At 40.6% G+C, this 14,872-nt stretch carries 19 protein-coding genes and 1 riboswitch; of the genes, 3 read left to right on the plus strand and 16 right to left on the minus strand.

Annotated features, from left to right (window positions below; all coding sequences use genetic code 11):
• Positions 1–168: 168 nt before the first annotated feature.
• Positions 169–321, minus strand: a riboswitch (M-box (ykoK) riboswitch).
• A 56-nt stretch (positions 322–377) separates the two neighbouring features.
• The 16 genes from ADI86_RS04395 to ADI86_RS04465 form a co-directional block, all read right to left on the minus strand.
• Positions 378–1,439 carry a M24 family metallopeptidase gene (locus ADI86_RS04395; protein ID WP_049515513.1) on the minus strand — a complete coding sequence of 354 codons (1,062 nt, stop codon included), beginning with the start codon at positions 1,437–1,439 and terminating at the stop codon, positions 378–380.
• Positions 1,432–4,263 (minus strand): excinuclease ABC subunit UvrA, encoded by a 2,832-nt coding sequence (gene uvrA, locus ADI86_RS04400; protein ID WP_049531936.1) that lies wholly within the window; start codon positions 4,261–4,263, stop codon positions 1,432–1,434. Before uvrA ends, ADI86_RS04395 begins: the two co-directional genes overlap by 8 nt.
• Positions 4,264–4,730: 467 nt before the next feature.
• Complete coding sequence (locus tag ADI86_RS12430) at positions 4,731–4,865, minus strand: hypothetical protein (RefSeq protein WP_000568699.1); 135 nt, start codon at positions 4,863–4,865, stop codon at positions 4,731–4,733.
• Positions 4,866–4,918: 53 nt separating this feature from the next.
• Positions 4,919–5,311 carry a hypothetical protein gene (locus ADI86_RS04405; protein ID WP_049531937.1) on the minus strand — a complete coding sequence of 131 codons (393 nt, stop codon included), beginning with the start codon at positions 5,309–5,311 and terminating at the stop codon, positions 4,919–4,921.
• A complete protein-coding gene (locus tag ADI86_RS04410; protein WP_049531938.1) occupies positions 5,311–5,730 on the minus strand; it encodes a DUF1492 domain-containing protein in 420 nt (139 codons plus the stop codon). The genes ADI86_RS04405 and ADI86_RS04410 overlap by 1 nt, the downstream gene beginning before the upstream one ends.
• 307 nt (positions 5,731–6,037) lie before the next feature.
• Positions 6,038–6,541 (minus strand): hypothetical protein, encoded by a 504-nt coding sequence (locus ADI86_RS04415; protein WP_049531939.1) that lies wholly within the window; start codon positions 6,539–6,541, stop codon positions 6,038–6,040.
• A gap of 82 nt (positions 6,542–6,623) precedes the next feature.
• Positions 6,624–7,082: a hypothetical protein gene (locus tag ADI86_RS04420; RefSeq protein WP_049531940.1), complete on the minus strand. Its 459-nt coding sequence runs from the start codon at positions 7,080–7,082 to the stop codon at positions 6,624–6,626.
• Positions 7,083–7,107: 25 nt separating this feature from the next.
• Positions 7,108–7,932: an ATP-binding protein gene (locus ADI86_RS04425; protein WP_004255085.1), complete on the minus strand. Its 825-nt coding sequence runs from the start codon at positions 7,930–7,932 to the stop codon at positions 7,108–7,110.
• 15 nt (positions 7,933–7,947) lie between these two features.
• Positions 7,948–8,745 carry a DnaD domain protein gene (locus ADI86_RS04430; protein ID WP_049531941.1) on the minus strand — a complete coding sequence of 266 codons (798 nt, stop codon included), beginning with the start codon at positions 8,743–8,745 and terminating at the stop codon, positions 7,948–7,950.
• Complete coding sequence (locus tag ADI86_RS04435; RefSeq protein WP_000492138.1) at positions 8,732–9,013, minus strand: hypothetical protein; 282 nt, start codon at positions 9,011–9,013, stop codon at positions 8,732–8,734. Before ADI86_RS04435 ends, ADI86_RS04430 begins: the two co-directional genes overlap by 14 nt.
• Entirely contained in the window at positions 9,006–9,347 is a 342-nt protein-coding gene (locus ADI86_RS04440; protein ID WP_049531942.1) for a hypothetical protein, read from the minus strand. The genes ADI86_RS04435 and ADI86_RS04440 overlap by 8 nt, the downstream gene beginning before the upstream one ends.
• Positions 9,328–9,621, minus strand: coding sequence for a hypothetical protein (locus tag ADI86_RS04445; RefSeq protein WP_049531943.1), 294 nt, complete (start codon positions 9,619–9,621; stop codon positions 9,328–9,330). Before ADI86_RS04445 ends, ADI86_RS04440 begins: the two co-directional genes overlap by 20 nt.
• The gene (locus ADI86_RS04450; RefSeq protein ID WP_049531944.1) at positions 9,618–9,833 is read right to left on the minus strand and encodes a hypothetical protein; all 216 of its coding nucleotides are present in this window, start codon (positions 9,831–9,833) and stop codon (positions 9,618–9,620) included. The genes ADI86_RS04445 and ADI86_RS04450 overlap by 4 nt, the downstream gene beginning before the upstream one ends.
• 98 nt (positions 9,834–9,931) lie before the next feature.
• Entirely contained in the window at positions 9,932–10,225 is a 294-nt protein-coding gene (locus ADI86_RS04455) for a hypothetical protein (protein WP_049531945.1), read from the minus strand.
• A 291-nt stretch (positions 10,226–10,516) separates the two neighbouring features.
• Entirely contained in the window at positions 10,517–11,146 is a 630-nt protein-coding gene (locus ADI86_RS04460) for a Rha family transcriptional regulator (protein WP_049531946.1), read from the minus strand.
• Between the two features lie 10 nt (positions 11,147–11,156).
• Positions 11,157–11,354 carry a helix-turn-helix domain-containing protein gene (locus tag ADI86_RS04465; protein WP_049531947.1) on the minus strand — a complete coding sequence of 66 codons (198 nt, stop codon included), beginning with the start codon at positions 11,352–11,354 and terminating at the stop codon, positions 11,157–11,159.
• Between the two features lie 160 nt (positions 11,355–11,514).
• Here ADI86_RS04465 and ADI86_RS04470 point away from each other — a divergent pair, with 160 nt between their 5' ends.
• From ADI86_RS04470 to ADI86_RS04480, 3 genes are all read left to right on the plus strand, one after another.
• Positions 11,515–12,246: a helix-turn-helix domain-containing protein gene (locus tag ADI86_RS04470; protein ID WP_007284901.1), complete on the plus strand. Its 732-nt coding sequence runs from the start codon at positions 11,515–11,517 to the stop codon at positions 12,244–12,246.
• Positions 12,247–12,386: 140 nt separating this feature from the next.
• Positions 12,387–13,391: a virulence RhuM family protein gene (locus tag ADI86_RS04475; RefSeq protein WP_049531949.1), complete on the plus strand. Its 1,005-nt coding sequence runs from the start codon at positions 12,387–12,389 to the stop codon at positions 13,389–13,391.
• A gap of 185 nt (positions 13,392–13,576) precedes the next feature.
• Complete coding sequence (locus tag ADI86_RS04480; protein ID WP_049531950.1) at positions 13,577–14,743, plus strand: tyrosine-type recombinase/integrase; 1,167 nt, start codon at positions 13,577–13,579, stop codon at positions 14,741–14,743.
• The last annotated feature ends 129 nt before the right edge of the window (positions 14,744–14,872 follow it).

Raw genomic sequence — 14,872 nt, forward strand, 5'->3', positions numbered from 1 at the left:
TGTGTTTCATACACAGAGACCAATCGCTTTATAAAGGCAGAACGACACAAATCAGCGATTGGCTGTGTATGTGCGGTTCCGGATGATCGTCAATTTGCATCGTTTATCTCCTTTCTTTGATTTAAACAGTAGAAAATCCCACCATAAAATGGCAGGATTAAAAAACTAACTATCTGTTTTTCGTTCAAGCTTTAACTCCATAGGGCAATGTAATGAGCTTAGTCTTGGCCTTCGCGACCAGGACTGTTGACCAACGAGTAGTGTCTCCACTGCTTTGCGGTAGTCATCCGTATCCCTATGGTAGCCTCACCTACCGTTTTCGTCTTTCAGTATAAACCTTTAAAATTTAAAAGTCAATCATTTGAGTTGTTTAACTCTTAAATAACTATCAACTCTTTTGGAGCTAGGGTCAATAATTCACAACCTGTCTCCGTAATCAGGATATCATCCTCAATACGAACGCCATATTTACCTTCGATATAGATACCCGGTTCATCGGTTAAGGCCATACCTGCCTTAATAGTTTCTGTAGAAGTTTGGCTAAAGTAAGGCTCTTCATGGATATCCAGCCCAATACCGTGTCCGATACCGTGAGTAAAGTAGTCGCCATAGCCTGCCTCGATGATGATATCACGAGGAATTTTGTCAAAGTCTCGGAAACCTAATCCTGCCTTAGCCTGGTCAATCAAGGCTTGGTTAGCTTTCAAAACCGTATTGTAAATCTCTGCTTGCTCGTCGCTAACATGCCCCAGATAGATAGTCCGTGTCATATCACTGACATAGTGGTCATAAAGGCAACCGAAGTCCATTGTAATGGCTTCTCCTAGCTCCACTGGTTTGTGCATAGGATGGGCATGGGGTTTGGAAGAATTGATACCGCTAGCTAGAATTGTGTCAAAAGACAAGCCAGATGCTCCCAACTCACGCATGCGGAAGTCAAGGAAGTTGGCAATTTCAATTTCAGTTTTTCCTGGTTTGATAAAGTCAAGCGCATCACGGAAAGCTTGGTCTGAGATAGAACAAGCCTTGCGAATAGCTGCAATCTCCGCTTCATCCTTAATCATTCGAAGACCTTCAACAAACTGAGTCTGTGGAAGCAAGTCAATTCCTTCAAAGGTTGCCTGCATACGGTGATAATAAGAGACTGAAATCTCATCCTCAAAACCGATACGAGACAAGCCCATGTCCTTGACAATTCCTGCAATGACAGCCAGTTCATCGCGATCTGCTACGATTTCAAAACCACTGGTTTCTTGCTTGGCTGCAATGATATAGCGAGAGTCTGTCACCAAGACCTGACGGTCGCGGCTGATAAAGACTGTTCCGTTTGAGCCCCAAAAACCAGTCAAGTAGTAGACGTTTTTAAGATTGTTGATGATGATACCATCTAGTTCTTTTTCTTGCATTTTAGCTAGAAATGCTTGTACGCGTTTATTCATGATGTAATTTTCCTTTCAAATACTGTCCTGTGTAGCTGGCTTCGTTGGCCGCTACTTCTTCTGGAGTTCCTGTTGCGATGATGGTTCCACCGCCGACACCGCCCTCAGGTCCCAAGTCAATAATATGGTCTGCCGTCTTGATAACATCCAGATTGTGCTCAATGACAAGAACTGTATTGCCATCATCGACAAAGCGAGCTAAAACCTTGAGCAAGCGAGCGATGTCCTCGGTATGAAGTCCTGTCGTTGGCTCGTCCAGAATGTAGAAAGATTTTCCTGTCGATCGTTTGTGGAGTTCACTAGCCAGCTTCATACGCTGGGCTTCTCCCCCAGAAAGGGTGGTAGCTGGTTGCCCTAGCGTTACATATCCCAGTCCCACATCCTTGATGGTCTGAAGTTTGCGTTGAATCTTGGGAATGTGTTGGAAGAATTCTACCGCATCGTTGACGGTCATATCCAAGACCTGCGAGATATTTTTTTCCTTGTAGTGGACTTCTAGGGTCTCACTGTTGTAGCGGGTCCCGTGGCAGACTTCACAAGCCACGTAAACATCTGGCAAGAAGTGCATCTCAATCTTGATAATCCCGTCACCTGAGCAGGCTTCACAACGACCACCCTTGACATTGAAACTGAAACGACCCTTCTTGTAGCCTCGAATCTTGGCTTCATTAGTCTGAGCAAAGAGGTCACGTATATCGTCAAAAACTCCTGTATAGGTAGCTGGGTTAGACCTTGGCGTTCGTCCAATTGGACTCTGGTCAATGTCAATCAAACGGTCTACATGCTCAATCCCTGTAATCGTTTTAAACTTACCAGGTTTGTCTGAATTGCGATTGAGCTTCTGGGCAATAGCTTTTTTGAGAATGCTATTGATTAGGGTCGATTTCCCTGAGCCCGACACACCTGTAACAGCGATGAATTTTCCTAGTGGAAAGCGAGCTGTGACATTTTGCAGGTTGTTCTCACGCGCTCCTGTCACTTCGATAAAACGACCATTTCCCACACGGCGCTCGTCTGGTACTGGAATGGCACGTTTGCCTGACAAGTACTGGCCTGTGATAGACTTACTGTTACGAGCTACCTGTTTAGGCGTACCTGCCGCAACAATTTCCCCACCAAAAACACCCGCACCAGGACCAACGTCAATCAGATAATCCGCCTCACGCATGGTATCTTCATCGTGTTCTACCACGATGAGAGTATTGCCCAAATCACGCATCTTTTTGAGACTGGCAATCAAACGGTCATTATCCCTCTGGTGAAGACCGATTGACGGCTCATCTAGAATATAAAGAACACCTGATAGGTTAGAACCAATCTGGGTTGCCAAACGAATACGCTGACTTTCCCCACCTGAAAGGGTTCCTGCTGAACGAGACAGGGTCAGATAGTTAAGCCCCACGTTATTGAGGAAAGTCAAACGGTCCTTGATTTCTTTGAGAATGGGACGAGCAATGATGGCTTCATTTTCAGACAAGGTCAGCTGGCTCACCAAGTCCAAGTGGTCTGCGATAGACAGGTCTGAAATTTCTCCGATATGTGGTCCTTGCTCGCCACCCACACGGACAGACAAGGCCTGATCATTGAGACGATAGCCGTGACAGGTTCCACAAGTCAGCTCATTCATGTAAAGACGCATCTGGGTGCGCGTGTAATCGCTGTTTGTCTCGTGATAGCGACGTTTGATATTATTGACAACTCCCTCAAAAGGAATATCGATATCGCGCACGCCACCAAATTCATTCTCATAGTGGAAATGGAATTCCTTACCATCTGACCCATAGAGAATCAAGTTCTTGTCTTCTTCTGCCAAGTCCTCAAAAGGCTTATCCATATCCACTCCAAAGGCCGTCATAGCCTGCTCTAGCATGTTTGGATAGTAGTTGGATGAGATAGGATTCCAAGGTGCCAGCGCCCCCTCACGTAGCGTTTTGCTGGCATCTGGCACTACCAAATCAGTATCCACCTCCAACTTGATGCCCAAGCCGTCACACTCACTACAAGAGCCAAAAGGAGCATTGAAGGAGAAGAGACGCGGCTCTAACTCTGGAACAGTAAAGCCACAAACTGGACAGGCATAATGCTCAGAGAAGAGCAACTCAGAGGCGTCCATGGTGTCGATAATGACATAACCTTCTGCAATACGAAGGGCAGCCTCAATGGAATCAAAGAGACGACTACGAATGCCCTCCTTGATAACGATACGGTCAACTACGACATCGATATTGTGTTGCTTACTCTTAGACAGCTCAGGCACTTCGGTCACATCATAGACTTCCCCATCCACACGGACACGGACATACCCATCTTTCTGAACCTTCTCGATAACACTCTTATGTTGGCCTTTTTTCTTACGAATGACTGGTGCTAAAATTTGTAGGCGCTGGCGTTCAGGTAACTCCAAAACCTTATCCACGATTTGCTCCACAGAAGAAGCCTTGATAGCTCCATGCCCGTTGATACAGTAAGGCGTCCCCACACGTGCGTAGAGGAGACGCAGATAGTCATTGATTTCAGTCGTTGTTCCCACCGTCGAGCGAGGATTTTTACTAGTCGTTTTCTGGTCGATAGAAATAGCTGGACTGAGGCCATCAATGGCATCTACATCAGGCTTCTCCATATTTCCCAAGAATTGACGAGCGTAGGCTGACAAACTCTCCACATAGCGACGTTGTCCCTCCGCATAGAGGGTATCAAAGGCCAGACTGGATTTCCCTGAACCTGACAAACCTGTCACAACAACTAGCTTGTCTCGTGGAATCTCCACATCAATATTTTTTAAATTATGGGCACGCGCCCCATGAATGACAATTTTATCTTGCATCTTTGTTCTTTCTAGTCCATTATTGCTTACCATTATACCAAAAAAAGTGAGATTCTATTACCCAAAAGGCTGAATTTGTAGTATAATCAAGAACTGCTTGTTTTATGTTTCTTTAGAGCTTCCTAACCCTTATATCACGCGCTTTTTAATAAAAATTACTAACATTACTATTTACTACTTGCTCCCCTAAAGTACGCAAAAAGGGGAGCAAAAAAGCCCTCGAAAGGGCTAGGATTTGATGAGTTCAGCAGGCAAGAAACTAGCACGGTCAAACGTGCTTTTTTTATTGCTAGTTGCTGATAGGTATATTATACCATGAAGCGCGTGGTTTATAAGATTATGACCTCACAAAAGCCCCCAGATTCGTTTCTGAGAGCTTCTAGTTTATCCATGGTGTTTTAGTTGTCCAGTACGAAACCAAGTGAAATAGGGGCGAATATGAAGCCTACGCCTACATTTGCCAACATTTACGCTTCTAATTCTTGTAGTAAGGTTAAATCTAAACCATCAAGGTCAACATCTATTTCAAAATCCATGTTTAAATCTATCTCCATACCCTCTAATTGGATATTCTCCAAATCAATCAAAAAATCTTCAATCATTTCATCCCCCCTCACTTAAATCTCAACATTTCTCAACAAAACACCACAAATGCCTACTTATATGCTTCTAGCTCTCCGTTCTGGTGGATTCTCGCAAAGTTTAAGACGGCTATCTGTTTATATCGGTGGTAGCTAGTGGATTTTGTCCCAGCAATTTCTAAACATTCGCTTACTGTTTTCTTCCTCATGTAGCAATAATGGATAATAAAGTATTTTCTGGCTCGCTTGTTCTCTATGCCATTGATGTCTTGGGCGAATATTTCCAACCCCTCACGGATTGCTTTTTCATGCTCACCGCTCAAATTCCACTGATCAGGTAAGACAAGTTCCCAAGCCTCTTCATCTATCGTAACTTGGTTTTCACTCCCTGCCATCCTCTGGAATCTCAGAAAGTAAGTCATCCGCTCTCTGACGTTCATCATCGTTTTAAACTTATCCAGCTCCATTAGTTCGCTCCTTCCACCTTGCTCAAGTGTTCTATAGCTTCCTGCTTTACTCGATATACTGTAGTCTTTGATTTATCTATTTCCTCAGCAACCTGCCAAGCGTCTAGATTATTCAAATAAAAAAGTCTTAGAACAGAACGCTCAAGCGGATTGACCAACTTATCAATCAGCCTAGATATTTCCGTTCTCTCTTCAGTAAGTCGCTCAATCCTCTGAAGCGTATCCTCTTTTAGTTTTAGAACACTTATAAGATTGTTCTCTGTCTTGTTCTCTCTGCTTGCCTGTACCCTGCTATGGCTTAGTGTTGGCTTTTTGATAATACCACCTTCCAGGGCCTCCAATTCCAAATATAAGCCTTTGATTTCCTTGCTTATCCACTTAACGCCCTCTAGTTTTTCTTTTACCCGCTCTGGTGTCATACCTCGGCCTCCTCTATGATATAATATTTTTATCGGATATATCACAAAGGAGTCAGCCCTGTGCTGGCTTTTTTTGCATTTTCTCGGCGTTCGCTCGGAGTTCAACACACATAACCCTGCCATTTGTCAGGCATATTTACTGCCACTACCTAACCAAAACCTTACCATTTTTTGGAACGCTTACCGCACCCTTTTTTGGAACGCTCTACTTACTTAAATCCTTGATATATCTAGCTTTTTTAACATTCAAACCGTCTAATATGTAGTATTTGTTTGTTTTGTAAATTGCACACTACTTCATATTGTCTCACAATCTCGAACCATTCAGCCAAAATCTATCCCCTTTTTCAATATACTTCAAAAACTTCTTATAGTGCTTATGATACCTGTCACGTTTCATATACCTTGGTCTTTCAGGGAAACCATCAAACATATATCCACCACGTCTAGGACTCCACCCTGGTTCTACCTTTCTGGCTTCTTTTAGCGCAAGCTCCCAGTAGTATTGGCAATCCGTTTTACTACGGTTCAGGGTGTGCTTGTGGATATCTAGACAAGTACCGCAACTAAAATACAAATACCGTTTATAAAGCAACCTGCACCGTCTACCACAATCAGGGCAAAGAAAGAAATATCGATTACCTCCCTTAGTTCCTGCTATTCTGTCTAATTCAAATGACTCTCCACCAAAATCAATCATTAAATTATCCAAATCAATCTCTAAACGTTGACCGTCCAACTCTGCTATACCCTTAGATATTCCTCTCAGCTTCATTGGTTTAGTGATTGTTTCTATTGCTAACTGCTTCATTATTTCCCCCTATATGGAAAAACCCAAATTGATTGGGTTCAGTAGTAGTGAAAGCACAAAAAGAGGCAATGCCCCTTTGATACTATTCTTCACTGAGTAAGCCACTTACTACCACATCACGGACAAATTGAGCTTGTTTTTCTTTGGGTAGTTGCAAAGCTTCAAGTAAAGACTCTAGAACTTGCTTGTCAGTTCCTGCAATCAACTTCTTAATGATATTCTGGAATTGTCCTTCCAAGTACTCGCAAAAATGTATCCGCTGTGCTTGTGTCGGCTGCACTGGTACTGGTGAACTATCTGCAATCAGCAAGAAGCAGGCTTCCGCGATTTGGGCGAATAACTTTGCACGCGCTTCAGGGTGTCTGTATAACTCATAGGCATTTATGCTGGTGTCTTCCGTCCGGAGCTTCTCACCTAGTTCAATCAGTTTAGGCGTATCTTCAAGACATACTGGTGTAGCATCCGCCATAAAATCGTCACGTTTGCGATTGAGTTCCTCCAGTTCCTGATCTGCCTGTTCAAAGTATGCTGGTTCTATCATGGGGCTTTCTCCTTTCTTTATTTGGTTAAAAATTGCGCTTCATCCTCTTATCTTTAATGTCTGTAATAATAAATACGTTCCCCTCTGATTGTTTTCCAATGCGACTGACTAGCTTATCATTATAGATTCTGGCCAGCTCTTTTCCGTTGTGATTGGTGTTGATGATAGTTGTGTCTCGCTTATCAAAAATCTTGAAAAGAAAGGCCTGTACCCAATTATTAGCTTCATTTTTTTGGTTGTTCATAACGCTTTCTGTTCCTAAATCATCAATAAAGAGATAGTCAACCTCAGTCAGCAACTTCAAGGCGTCATACTCTGTAAAATCACTCTGTCTATACTGCCAACCTGACTGAATGCGCGTGATAATCTCAGTAATACTGACAAAAAGCACACTCTTAGGCTCATTCCTAGACTTATAGCCCTCGTTAATGGCTTTGGCCATAGAATAGCATAAATGACTTTTGCCCGTACCTGGATTGCCCATAATTAGCGTGTTTCCTGTCATACCGTTTAGGTACTCCTTAGCTTGTTTGATAGCAAACTCCTTGGCCTCGTGTTCCTCTTTTGTCTCGGCTTTGAAAGTGCTAAAAGAGGCCTCTCTCAGCTCATTTGATACCGTACTTTCACGCGCTAGCACATCATAGGTTGAAGAGTCCAGATCATGGCCCAGGGCTTTTTCTATGCCCTCTAGCTCCGTCTGTTTGATGTTCTCCCTAGTACATTCCATGCAGTAGGGTGATGTATAACCATCTGGCTTTTTGAATTGTACTAGGTTAATCTGATGGGTTGGGCAAAGCTCATCAGTGACCTTTATTTTTTCATTGAGCTGGTCTGTATTCAGTAATTCCATTGTTTCTCCTCTCCGTCAGTAGATAAACGGATCTTGAATATCATCGTCAGACTGACCTTGTTTCTTTTGCTGAAACAGTCTCTGTTCATCTTCGACTTGTACCATGGTTCTAATACCATTCTGTCTCCAGTTCTTGAGTATTGAATTGATATAGCTAAAAGATCGCTTGCCGTTATCTGCAGCCTTGTCTATAGCAATCTTGATAACCTCTAGCTCCATACCGTCAAGAGTGAGATAGTCAGTCAGTATTTGATATTGTTGCCCATCCATAACCCCTATACGCTTTTGGTAATAGTTAGAGATTTCAGCAGTAGGAGCAGAAGAAGTTTTTTTCTCTATCTCTTCTTCTATCTCTATCTCTTTTTCTTTCTCTATCTCTGTCTTACATGTAGTTAACAATGTAAGATTGTCAGATGACATTGTAAGATTTTCCTTTTGTTCTCGTTGCTGTTTCCGATATTCTCGCATGTATGCTGCTTGGTTGGTTTCCTGCTGTACCAAGGCTTTTGCCTGCGGTAGTTCTGCGTTTTTATCTTCATCAACTTGTATTAGACCACACTTAGTAAAGTATGCCATGGTCATATCTATATCATCTTCCGATACGTCTAATTTTAGGGCTAACTCTTCCTTGAGATTGTCAAAGTAACCCTCATAGTATAAAATACAGTCACTTTCTAAGCTCTCTAGCATGAGCCTAATATAAATCACCGTCATAGTGTACCCACCAGGTACCGTTTTTAGTCTCTTGATAAAAATATTATCAAAAAATTTCTTATCAATTTTTAGCCAAAAATATATTTTAGTTTTTGCCATTCTCCACCCCCATAAACTTCCAGATGTCCGTAACTTTGTAATAGATTTTCCTAGTATCTTCTAGTGGGGGCTGGTATCGTCTTAGCCCTGCTTTTTCCCACTTTTGGAGTGTCATGTATTTTATATCTAACTCGTCCATGACTTCCTGGGCTGATATTAAGCCTGTCAGTCGTGGTTTGACTGTATCACGCGCTTCAAGGTATCTTTCCACTACCTCCAGAATGCCATGCGCTAGATCTTGCTCGCTTTCTCGGCTTAGGCTAAACATATCCGCCCACCTCCTTCAAGGTTTCTTTGTAACTTTCTAGGTCGCTGTTCATCAACACCGCTAGGCGCTTTTCTTCTTCTCGTATCTGATTGTAAAATGTTTTTGCACCGTCCAGTAGCTCCTCTTTGTTAGCTGGGATAAAATATCCTCTAAATGTCCCATGGCGAACCCCAACAATAGGAACACTATGGCGCGTGATTAGACGGCTGATAATATCTTGCACGGTTCTTTCTGCTAGCTTAGTGATCAGGCTGATTTCTGCCCCTGTTATGGAGTTCTCAGCCCCTATCTTGATTAGTCTTAATACTCTCTTATCATTCTCTGATAGGCTCATTCAGTTCCTCCTCTCCTTTGCTTTTATTCACAAAGGTTATTTGTCCGCTCGCTCCCCCTTGCAAAATATCTTTTTGAGTTTCTATGATTGTATCCAAGGTTTTCAAAATAGCTGTCTTAGTCTCTAAATCAAACGCTTGTTTTGTCAACAAGCCCATAGTTACAGCTAACTTTGTTGCATTGTCCATACACGTAGCTAGAAAAATCTCTTTAGTAAAATAAGGTTCATCTGGTATTTTTTCACTATCAAGGTATATCTTCACTATGTAACTCATTTCATCCCTCCGTAAACTCTTACCCCTGCAAGCTGGATATATCGCCCATATTCAGGGTTTAAATCCTCGCTAGGTGTTTCTATCGTCTGTTGGTTTTCTCGCTCAAATTGGGCGCTTTTTTTGCGGTCTAGGTGGTTTATATAAAGCAGTAAGCCAATCAATACCACCATAGAGACAACCGCTTGTGTATTGGTCAAATCTAATTCATTCATGTCATGCCCTCGCTTTGTAATTCTTGATATAGTCCACTTGTTTAGGTTGTTCCATATTCAGCAAGTCGTCTTCGGCTTGTGCCATTTCTTTAATATCTTTAGTCATGGTATGCCTCCAGCTCTTTAGCGTCGTCATTGTTCAAAAGCAAAAAGGCTATTTCATTTAGACGATCGTATAGCTTTTCATTCTGGGCGTATGCTGTATCAGTGTATTTTTTAGCAAGCCATAAGAACATGGTTGTATCTTTCTGTAGTGCAAACTCAAGCCCTTCAAGAGCTAGGTTATTCATTTCTAAAACATTCATGATGTCGGTTAATTCGTTCCCTAATTCTGCTAGTTTCTTAGCCGATAATAGAACTTGTTGGCTTGATGTTGCTTTTTTTGTTGTCATGTTTTTTACCTCTTTTTCTATCTTTTTATACTTGCAACGATGGCTTTTTAATACTTTTTTTCTTGCCTACAGCCCCACGCTCAGACTCGCCAAATTGAAAGCGTGAGAAAGTACCAGTTTTAAGAGTTGGCGCTCTCCGTATGGTCAAATTGCCCTAAATATGCTATAATCTAGGTATAAATCTTTACTAAAACCTCTTTGATAATAGCTTGCCTGCTTTTTGTTAAATTCGTTTTAGTGTTAGTGTGAAAGGCTTTGCTGATTGGTCTCGGTAAGCCTTTTTTGTTGCTCTCACGCGCTTCTTTGGCGTGTTTTTTTATTTCTGAATGCCATAGCCTTGATTTCTTGGTAACTCATATTCAAGCCAATCATGGCTATTACCATATCCTCAAATGCTTGGTATTGCTCCAGCTCGTCACTGGTCAAGCTATCAATGCCATTGTATCCCCCACGTTCTTCCCTTAACTGCTTAGCGTTCCTGTCGGTTACTGCCTTCAGTAGCAAGTTGTTCATGGTGCTATGCGCGTGCTTTGGGGCATTAGTCCATGTCTCAATACTGTCATGCAGTGTTTTTCTTTTTGGCTTTTCTAGCTCCCTCTGCATACGAAACTTAGAAAGTTCCTCACGCATTTCAAAGAATGCTTTGACTAGGTTCATCTTAAAACGCCTTACTGGTTCGGTGTTCTTTAAGTAAGTGATCAGCAAAGTAGCTTGTTGTTCATTTAAGCGATAGATTTTCATTGGTCGCCCTCGCCCATCTAATTTACGGATTTCAAATCCGATTATTCCGTAGCTTTCAAAATCCTCTTGATGATTTCTTATTAAGCTTTGTACTGTATCGTGTTTAACCTCAGCGCATTCAGCAATGATCTCGCTTGTAGTATACGGCTCTTTCTTGCCGTCCATGTAAACAATGTTCATGGTGTCCCTCCTAATCTTCAACGGTAAGTAGTTCGTCAATGGTAACGCCTAGATACTCGGCTACCTTTTGCAAGGTTTCAATATCTGGGCGCTTTGTGCGTTCATAGTATAGTGATATGAGTGCGCTTTTTGATATGCCTGTTTCCTTGTGAACGTCACTAACTTTTTTACGTTGTTTTGCTAATATGACACGAAAATTATTGTTCATATCGTCAACCCCTCTCGTTATTATTCTATGCAATAATTATCGCATAGAATAATAATAACCAATAAAAAATAAATTGTCAACAAAAAAATTATTCTTTGCGATAATTTTTTATTGTGTATTTCAGAAGATAATTGTAAAATGTATCTAAGGAGGGATGGTTGTGATAAAAAATAATTTAGCAAATATCTTGAAGACAAAAGAAAAAACAGCTGCATGGCTATCAGTTAAAACTGGAATAACTCCAGCAGCCTTGTCTAAAATTGTTAATAACAGCAGTACAAAAATAGATTACATAACATTAAATAAAATTTGTTTGGCGCTAAAAATAGAACCAAAGGATTTTTTTGACTTTTTACCCTATGATTACGAAGTAGAAAGTATATACGATAATAAAGATATAAAAGTTTCTCTAAAATCATTTGAATTAGATGAAAAGCCTAACAGTTCTCAAATAGAGAGTTTGGATTTTTATCAGCATCAAGCAGATAATATAGATATTGAAGTTAGTTGTGATTTTGGGTTAGAAGTTAATTTTATGAATACCCCAATGGGAGATAATTTTAGTATCTGGTATATTTCAGCTTACTTTTATGATTTGGATTATAATTCATTTACTGTTAGCATAGATATTGATGATGATAGTATAGGCTTTCTAAAAAAATACATTGCACCATATGATAAGGGCGAATTATTTAAAATAATTAAGCGTGAAATAATTTCAAAAATTCAATCCAATTATTTCGATTGGTTCGAAAATCAATATGGAAAAGTTAGTAAAGAAGAATATGGATTTTTAAAATCATTAAATTGGTGGATTGGTGAAGGTACTCAGGATTACAAAGTGAATGATGAAGATATTCAAATAATGATTGATATTGAAAAGAAAGACTAACCCACGCGCCACAATGTTCAACAATCCTGAAGCGCGTGCTTTCTCGTGGTTCGCTCGTGCTTAAACTAAAAACCCCATTGTTGAGCATTTTGTTGATGTCAACAAATGTCAACTACTCACAATATTTTAGAAAGGATCTCATGAACGAATTACAATTCTTAATCTATACTGCTGAAAACGATAGCGAGACAGCTAGTGTCATCATCAAAGGCGAAACAATTTGGGCTAGTCAGAAAGAAATGGCTCGCTTGTTTGATGTCGGTGTTCCTGCAATTAGTAAACACCTAAAAAATATCTTTGAAGAGGGCGAATTAGAAGAAAAAGCAACTATTTCCAAAATGGAAACAGTTCAAATAGAGGGTAGTCGTGAAGTTGTACGCCAAGTTGATTTCTATAACCTTGACGCCATCATTTCAGTTGGTTACCGTGTCAATTCCCAAAAAGCTACGAGATTTAGACAGTGGGCTACTTCGGTACTTCGTGAGTACATGATAAAAGGGTTCGCCATGGATGACAACCGTCTGAAACAAGGCGAAAACTTGCTGGAAAAAGACTATTTCCGTGAGCTCTTGGAGCGCGTGCGCTCTATCCGAGCTAGTGAGCGTCGTATATGGTTACAGATTACAGATATTTTTGCAGAAATCTCTATTGACTATGACCCACAAAGTACATTGACTAAGCAATTCTATGCTGATGTACAGAATAAGTTTCATTATGCAATCACTGGCCAAACTGCTGCGGAAATTATCTACACGAAAGCAGACCATACAAAAGACAACATGGGACTGACAACATGGAAAAACTCCCCTAACGGTCGCATACTGCAAGCAGATACTCAAATAGCAAAGAATTACCTTTCAGAAACAGAAATCCGTTCCCTTGAAAGAGGAATATCTAGCTATTTTGATTACCTGGAAAGACAGATAGAACAGCGAAAAGCTCAGACAATGCAACAACTAGCCCAAAGCATTGACCGCTTTTTAACTTTCCAAGAATACGATATTTTAGAAGGTCATGGGAAAATCACTTCCAAGGTTGCGAAAGATAAAGCAAAAGCAGAATACCAGCTATTCAACAAAACCCAAAAGATAAACTCGGATTTTGAAAAAACTTTAAAACGGCTAACTGACGATAAAAAACTTTAAATACAGGCCTGCTTACTATAAACAAGCCCATAATAGCCCTATATCCGCCTTGTTTCCAACTCTGGTATTATTTACCGCCTGACTCTTTAAAATCGAATACAGGGCAATCTGTGAAGCCCTAGCATGATATAAAACCTTTTTGATAATGGCTTGCCTGCTGATGTATTTTAGAAAGGTTTATCATCATGAAAATAACTGAAGTTATAAAAAAAGACGGTAGTAAAGTTTACCGTGCTAATGTATATCTAGGAGTTGACCAGGTAACAGGAAAGAAAGTTAAAACTAAGGTAACGGGGCGGACACAAAAGGAAGTTAAGCAGAAAGCTACTCAAGAAAAAATTGCTTTTCAGAAAGCAGGATCTACTAGACAAAAGGCTAGCACCATAAAAAACTATCAAGAATTAGCCAATCTCTGGTTAGAAAGTTATAAGAATACGGTTAAGCCAAACACTCAAGGCAATGTTAGAAAGTTAATTGATAATCATATATTGCCTATTTTGGGGGCTTATAAGCTCGATAAGCTCACTACTCCACTTATCCAGTCTATTATCAACGAACTTGCTGACAAGACCAATAGAGGGGAAAAAGGGGCTTTTCTACATTATGACAAGATACACGCTTTAAACAAACGTATCTTACAGTATGGCGTAACCATGCAAGCTATACCGTCCAATCCTGCGCGTGATGTTGTTTTACCTCGTAACACTCAGAAAGCAAAGCGCCAAAAGGTAAAACACTTTGAAAATCAAGAACTAAAAAAATTTCTTGGTTATCTCGATAATTTAGATACTCATAGATACCGTTATTACTATGAGACAACACTCTATAAGTTCCTATTGGCTACTGGTTGCCGTATCAACGAAGCTTTAGCTCTTTCCTGGTCTGATATAGATTTAGATAATGCCGTGGTACATGTCACCAAAACACTAAATCGTGATTTAGAAATTAATAGCCCAAAATCTAAGGCTAGTCATCGGGATATAGATATAGATCAAGCGACTGTTAGCATGCTAAAACAGTACAAACTACGCCAAACTAAAGAGGCCTGGAAGATAAGACAACGTGAAAGCGTGGTATTTTCTGACTTCATTCATGAGTATCCTAGCAGTTCAAGACTTAAAAGAAGACTGCAAACACATTTTAAGCGTGCTGACGTTCCTAACATTGGCTTTCACGGATTCCGTCACACTCACGCTAGTCTCTTGCTTAACTCTGGAATACCATACAAGGAACTCCAGTACCGCCTAGGTCATTCCACTTTATCAATGACCATGGATATATACAGCCACCTCTCAAAAGAGAACGCAAAAAAAGCAGTATCATTCTACGAAACTGCACTAAAAGCACTATAGGGGGAGCAAAAAGGGGAGCAAATTTAAAAATCAACATTTCAAGACAAAGTAAAAATCCAATAGCAACAGGATTTTTGTTAGATTTATTTTGAAAAAGGCCGATTTTGTAGTATAATAGTACGGTGTGAA

This window comes from Streptococcus pseudopneumoniae (assembly GCF_001074975.1).
In the GTDB taxonomy this organism is placed as follows: domain Bacteria; phylum Bacillota; class Bacilli; order Lactobacillales; family Streptococcaceae; genus Streptococcus; species Streptococcus pseudopneumoniae_D.

What these genes read in the sequence shown, in the direction of transcription:
- ADI86_RS04445 (WP_049531943.1), bottom strand. Translation starts at nt 9,621, where the DNA reads ATGAGTTACATAGTGAAGATATACCTTGATAGTGAAAAAATACCAGAT.
- ADI86_RS04435 (WP_000492138.1), bottom strand. Translation starts at nt 9,013, where the DNA reads ATGTTTAGCCTAAGCCGAGAAAGCGAGCAAGATCTAGCGCATGGCATT.
- ADI86_RS04460 (WP_049531946.1), bottom strand. Translation starts at nt 11,146, where the DNA reads ATGAACATTGTTTACATGGACGGCAAGAAAGAGCCGTATACTACAAGC.
- ADI86_RS04480 (WP_049531950.1), top strand. Translation starts at nt 13,577, where the DNA reads ATGAAAATAACTGAAGTTATAAAAAAAGACGGTAGTAAAGTTTACCGT.
- ADI86_RS04450 (WP_049531944.1), bottom strand. Translation starts at nt 9,833, where the DNA reads ATGAATGAATTAGATTTGACCAATACACAAGCGGTTGTCTCTATGGTG.
- ADI86_RS04425 (WP_004255085.1), bottom strand. Translation starts at nt 7,932, where the DNA reads ATGGAATTACTGAATACAGACCAGCTCAATGAAAAAATAAAGGTCACT.
- ADI86_RS12430 (WP_000568699.1), bottom strand. Translation starts at nt 4,865, where the DNA reads ATGATTGAAGATTTTTTGATTGATTTGGAGAATATCCAATTAGAGGGT.
- ADI86_RS04465 (WP_049531947.1), bottom strand. Translation starts at nt 11,354, where the DNA reads ATGAACAATAATTTTCGTGTCATATTAGCAAAACAACGTAAAAAAGTT.
- ADI86_RS04455 (WP_049531945.1), bottom strand. Translation starts at nt 10,225, where the DNA reads ATGACAACAAAAAAAGCAACATCAAGCCAACAAGTTCTATTATCGGCT.
- ADI86_RS04440 (WP_049531942.1), bottom strand. Translation starts at nt 9,347, where the DNA reads ATGAGCCTATCAGAGAATGATAAGAGAGTATTAAGACTAATCAAGATA.
- ADI86_RS04415 (WP_049531939.1), bottom strand. Translation starts at nt 6,541, where the DNA reads ATGAAGCAGTTAGCAATAGAAACAATCACTAAACCAATGAAGCTGAGA.
- ADI86_RS04395 (WP_049515513.1), bottom strand. Translation starts at nt 1,439, where the DNA reads ATGAATAAACGCGTACAAGCATTTCTAGCTAAAATGCAAGAAAAAGAA.
- ADI86_RS04475 (WP_049531949.1), top strand. Translation starts at nt 12,387, where the DNA reads ATGAACGAATTACAATTCTTAATCTATACTGCTGAAAACGATAGCGAG.
- ADI86_RS04420 (WP_049531940.1), bottom strand. Translation starts at nt 7,082, where the DNA reads ATGATAGAACCAGCATACTTTGAACAGGCAGATCAGGAACTGGAGGAA.
- ADI86_RS04410 (WP_049531938.1), bottom strand. Translation starts at nt 5,730, where the DNA reads ATGACACCAGAGCGGGTAAAAGAAAAACTAGAGGGCGTTAAGTGGATA.
- ADI86_RS04430 (WP_049531941.1), bottom strand. Translation starts at nt 8,745, where the DNA reads ATGGCAAAAACTAAAATATATTTTTGGCTAAAAATTGATAAGAAATTT.
- uvrA (WP_049531936.1), bottom strand. Translation starts at nt 4,263, where the DNA reads ATGCAAGATAAAATTGTCATTCATGGGGCGCGTGCCCATAATTTAAAA.
- ADI86_RS04405 (WP_049531937.1), bottom strand. Translation starts at nt 5,311, where the DNA reads ATGGAGCTGGATAAGTTTAAAACGATGATGAACGTCAGAGAGCGGATG.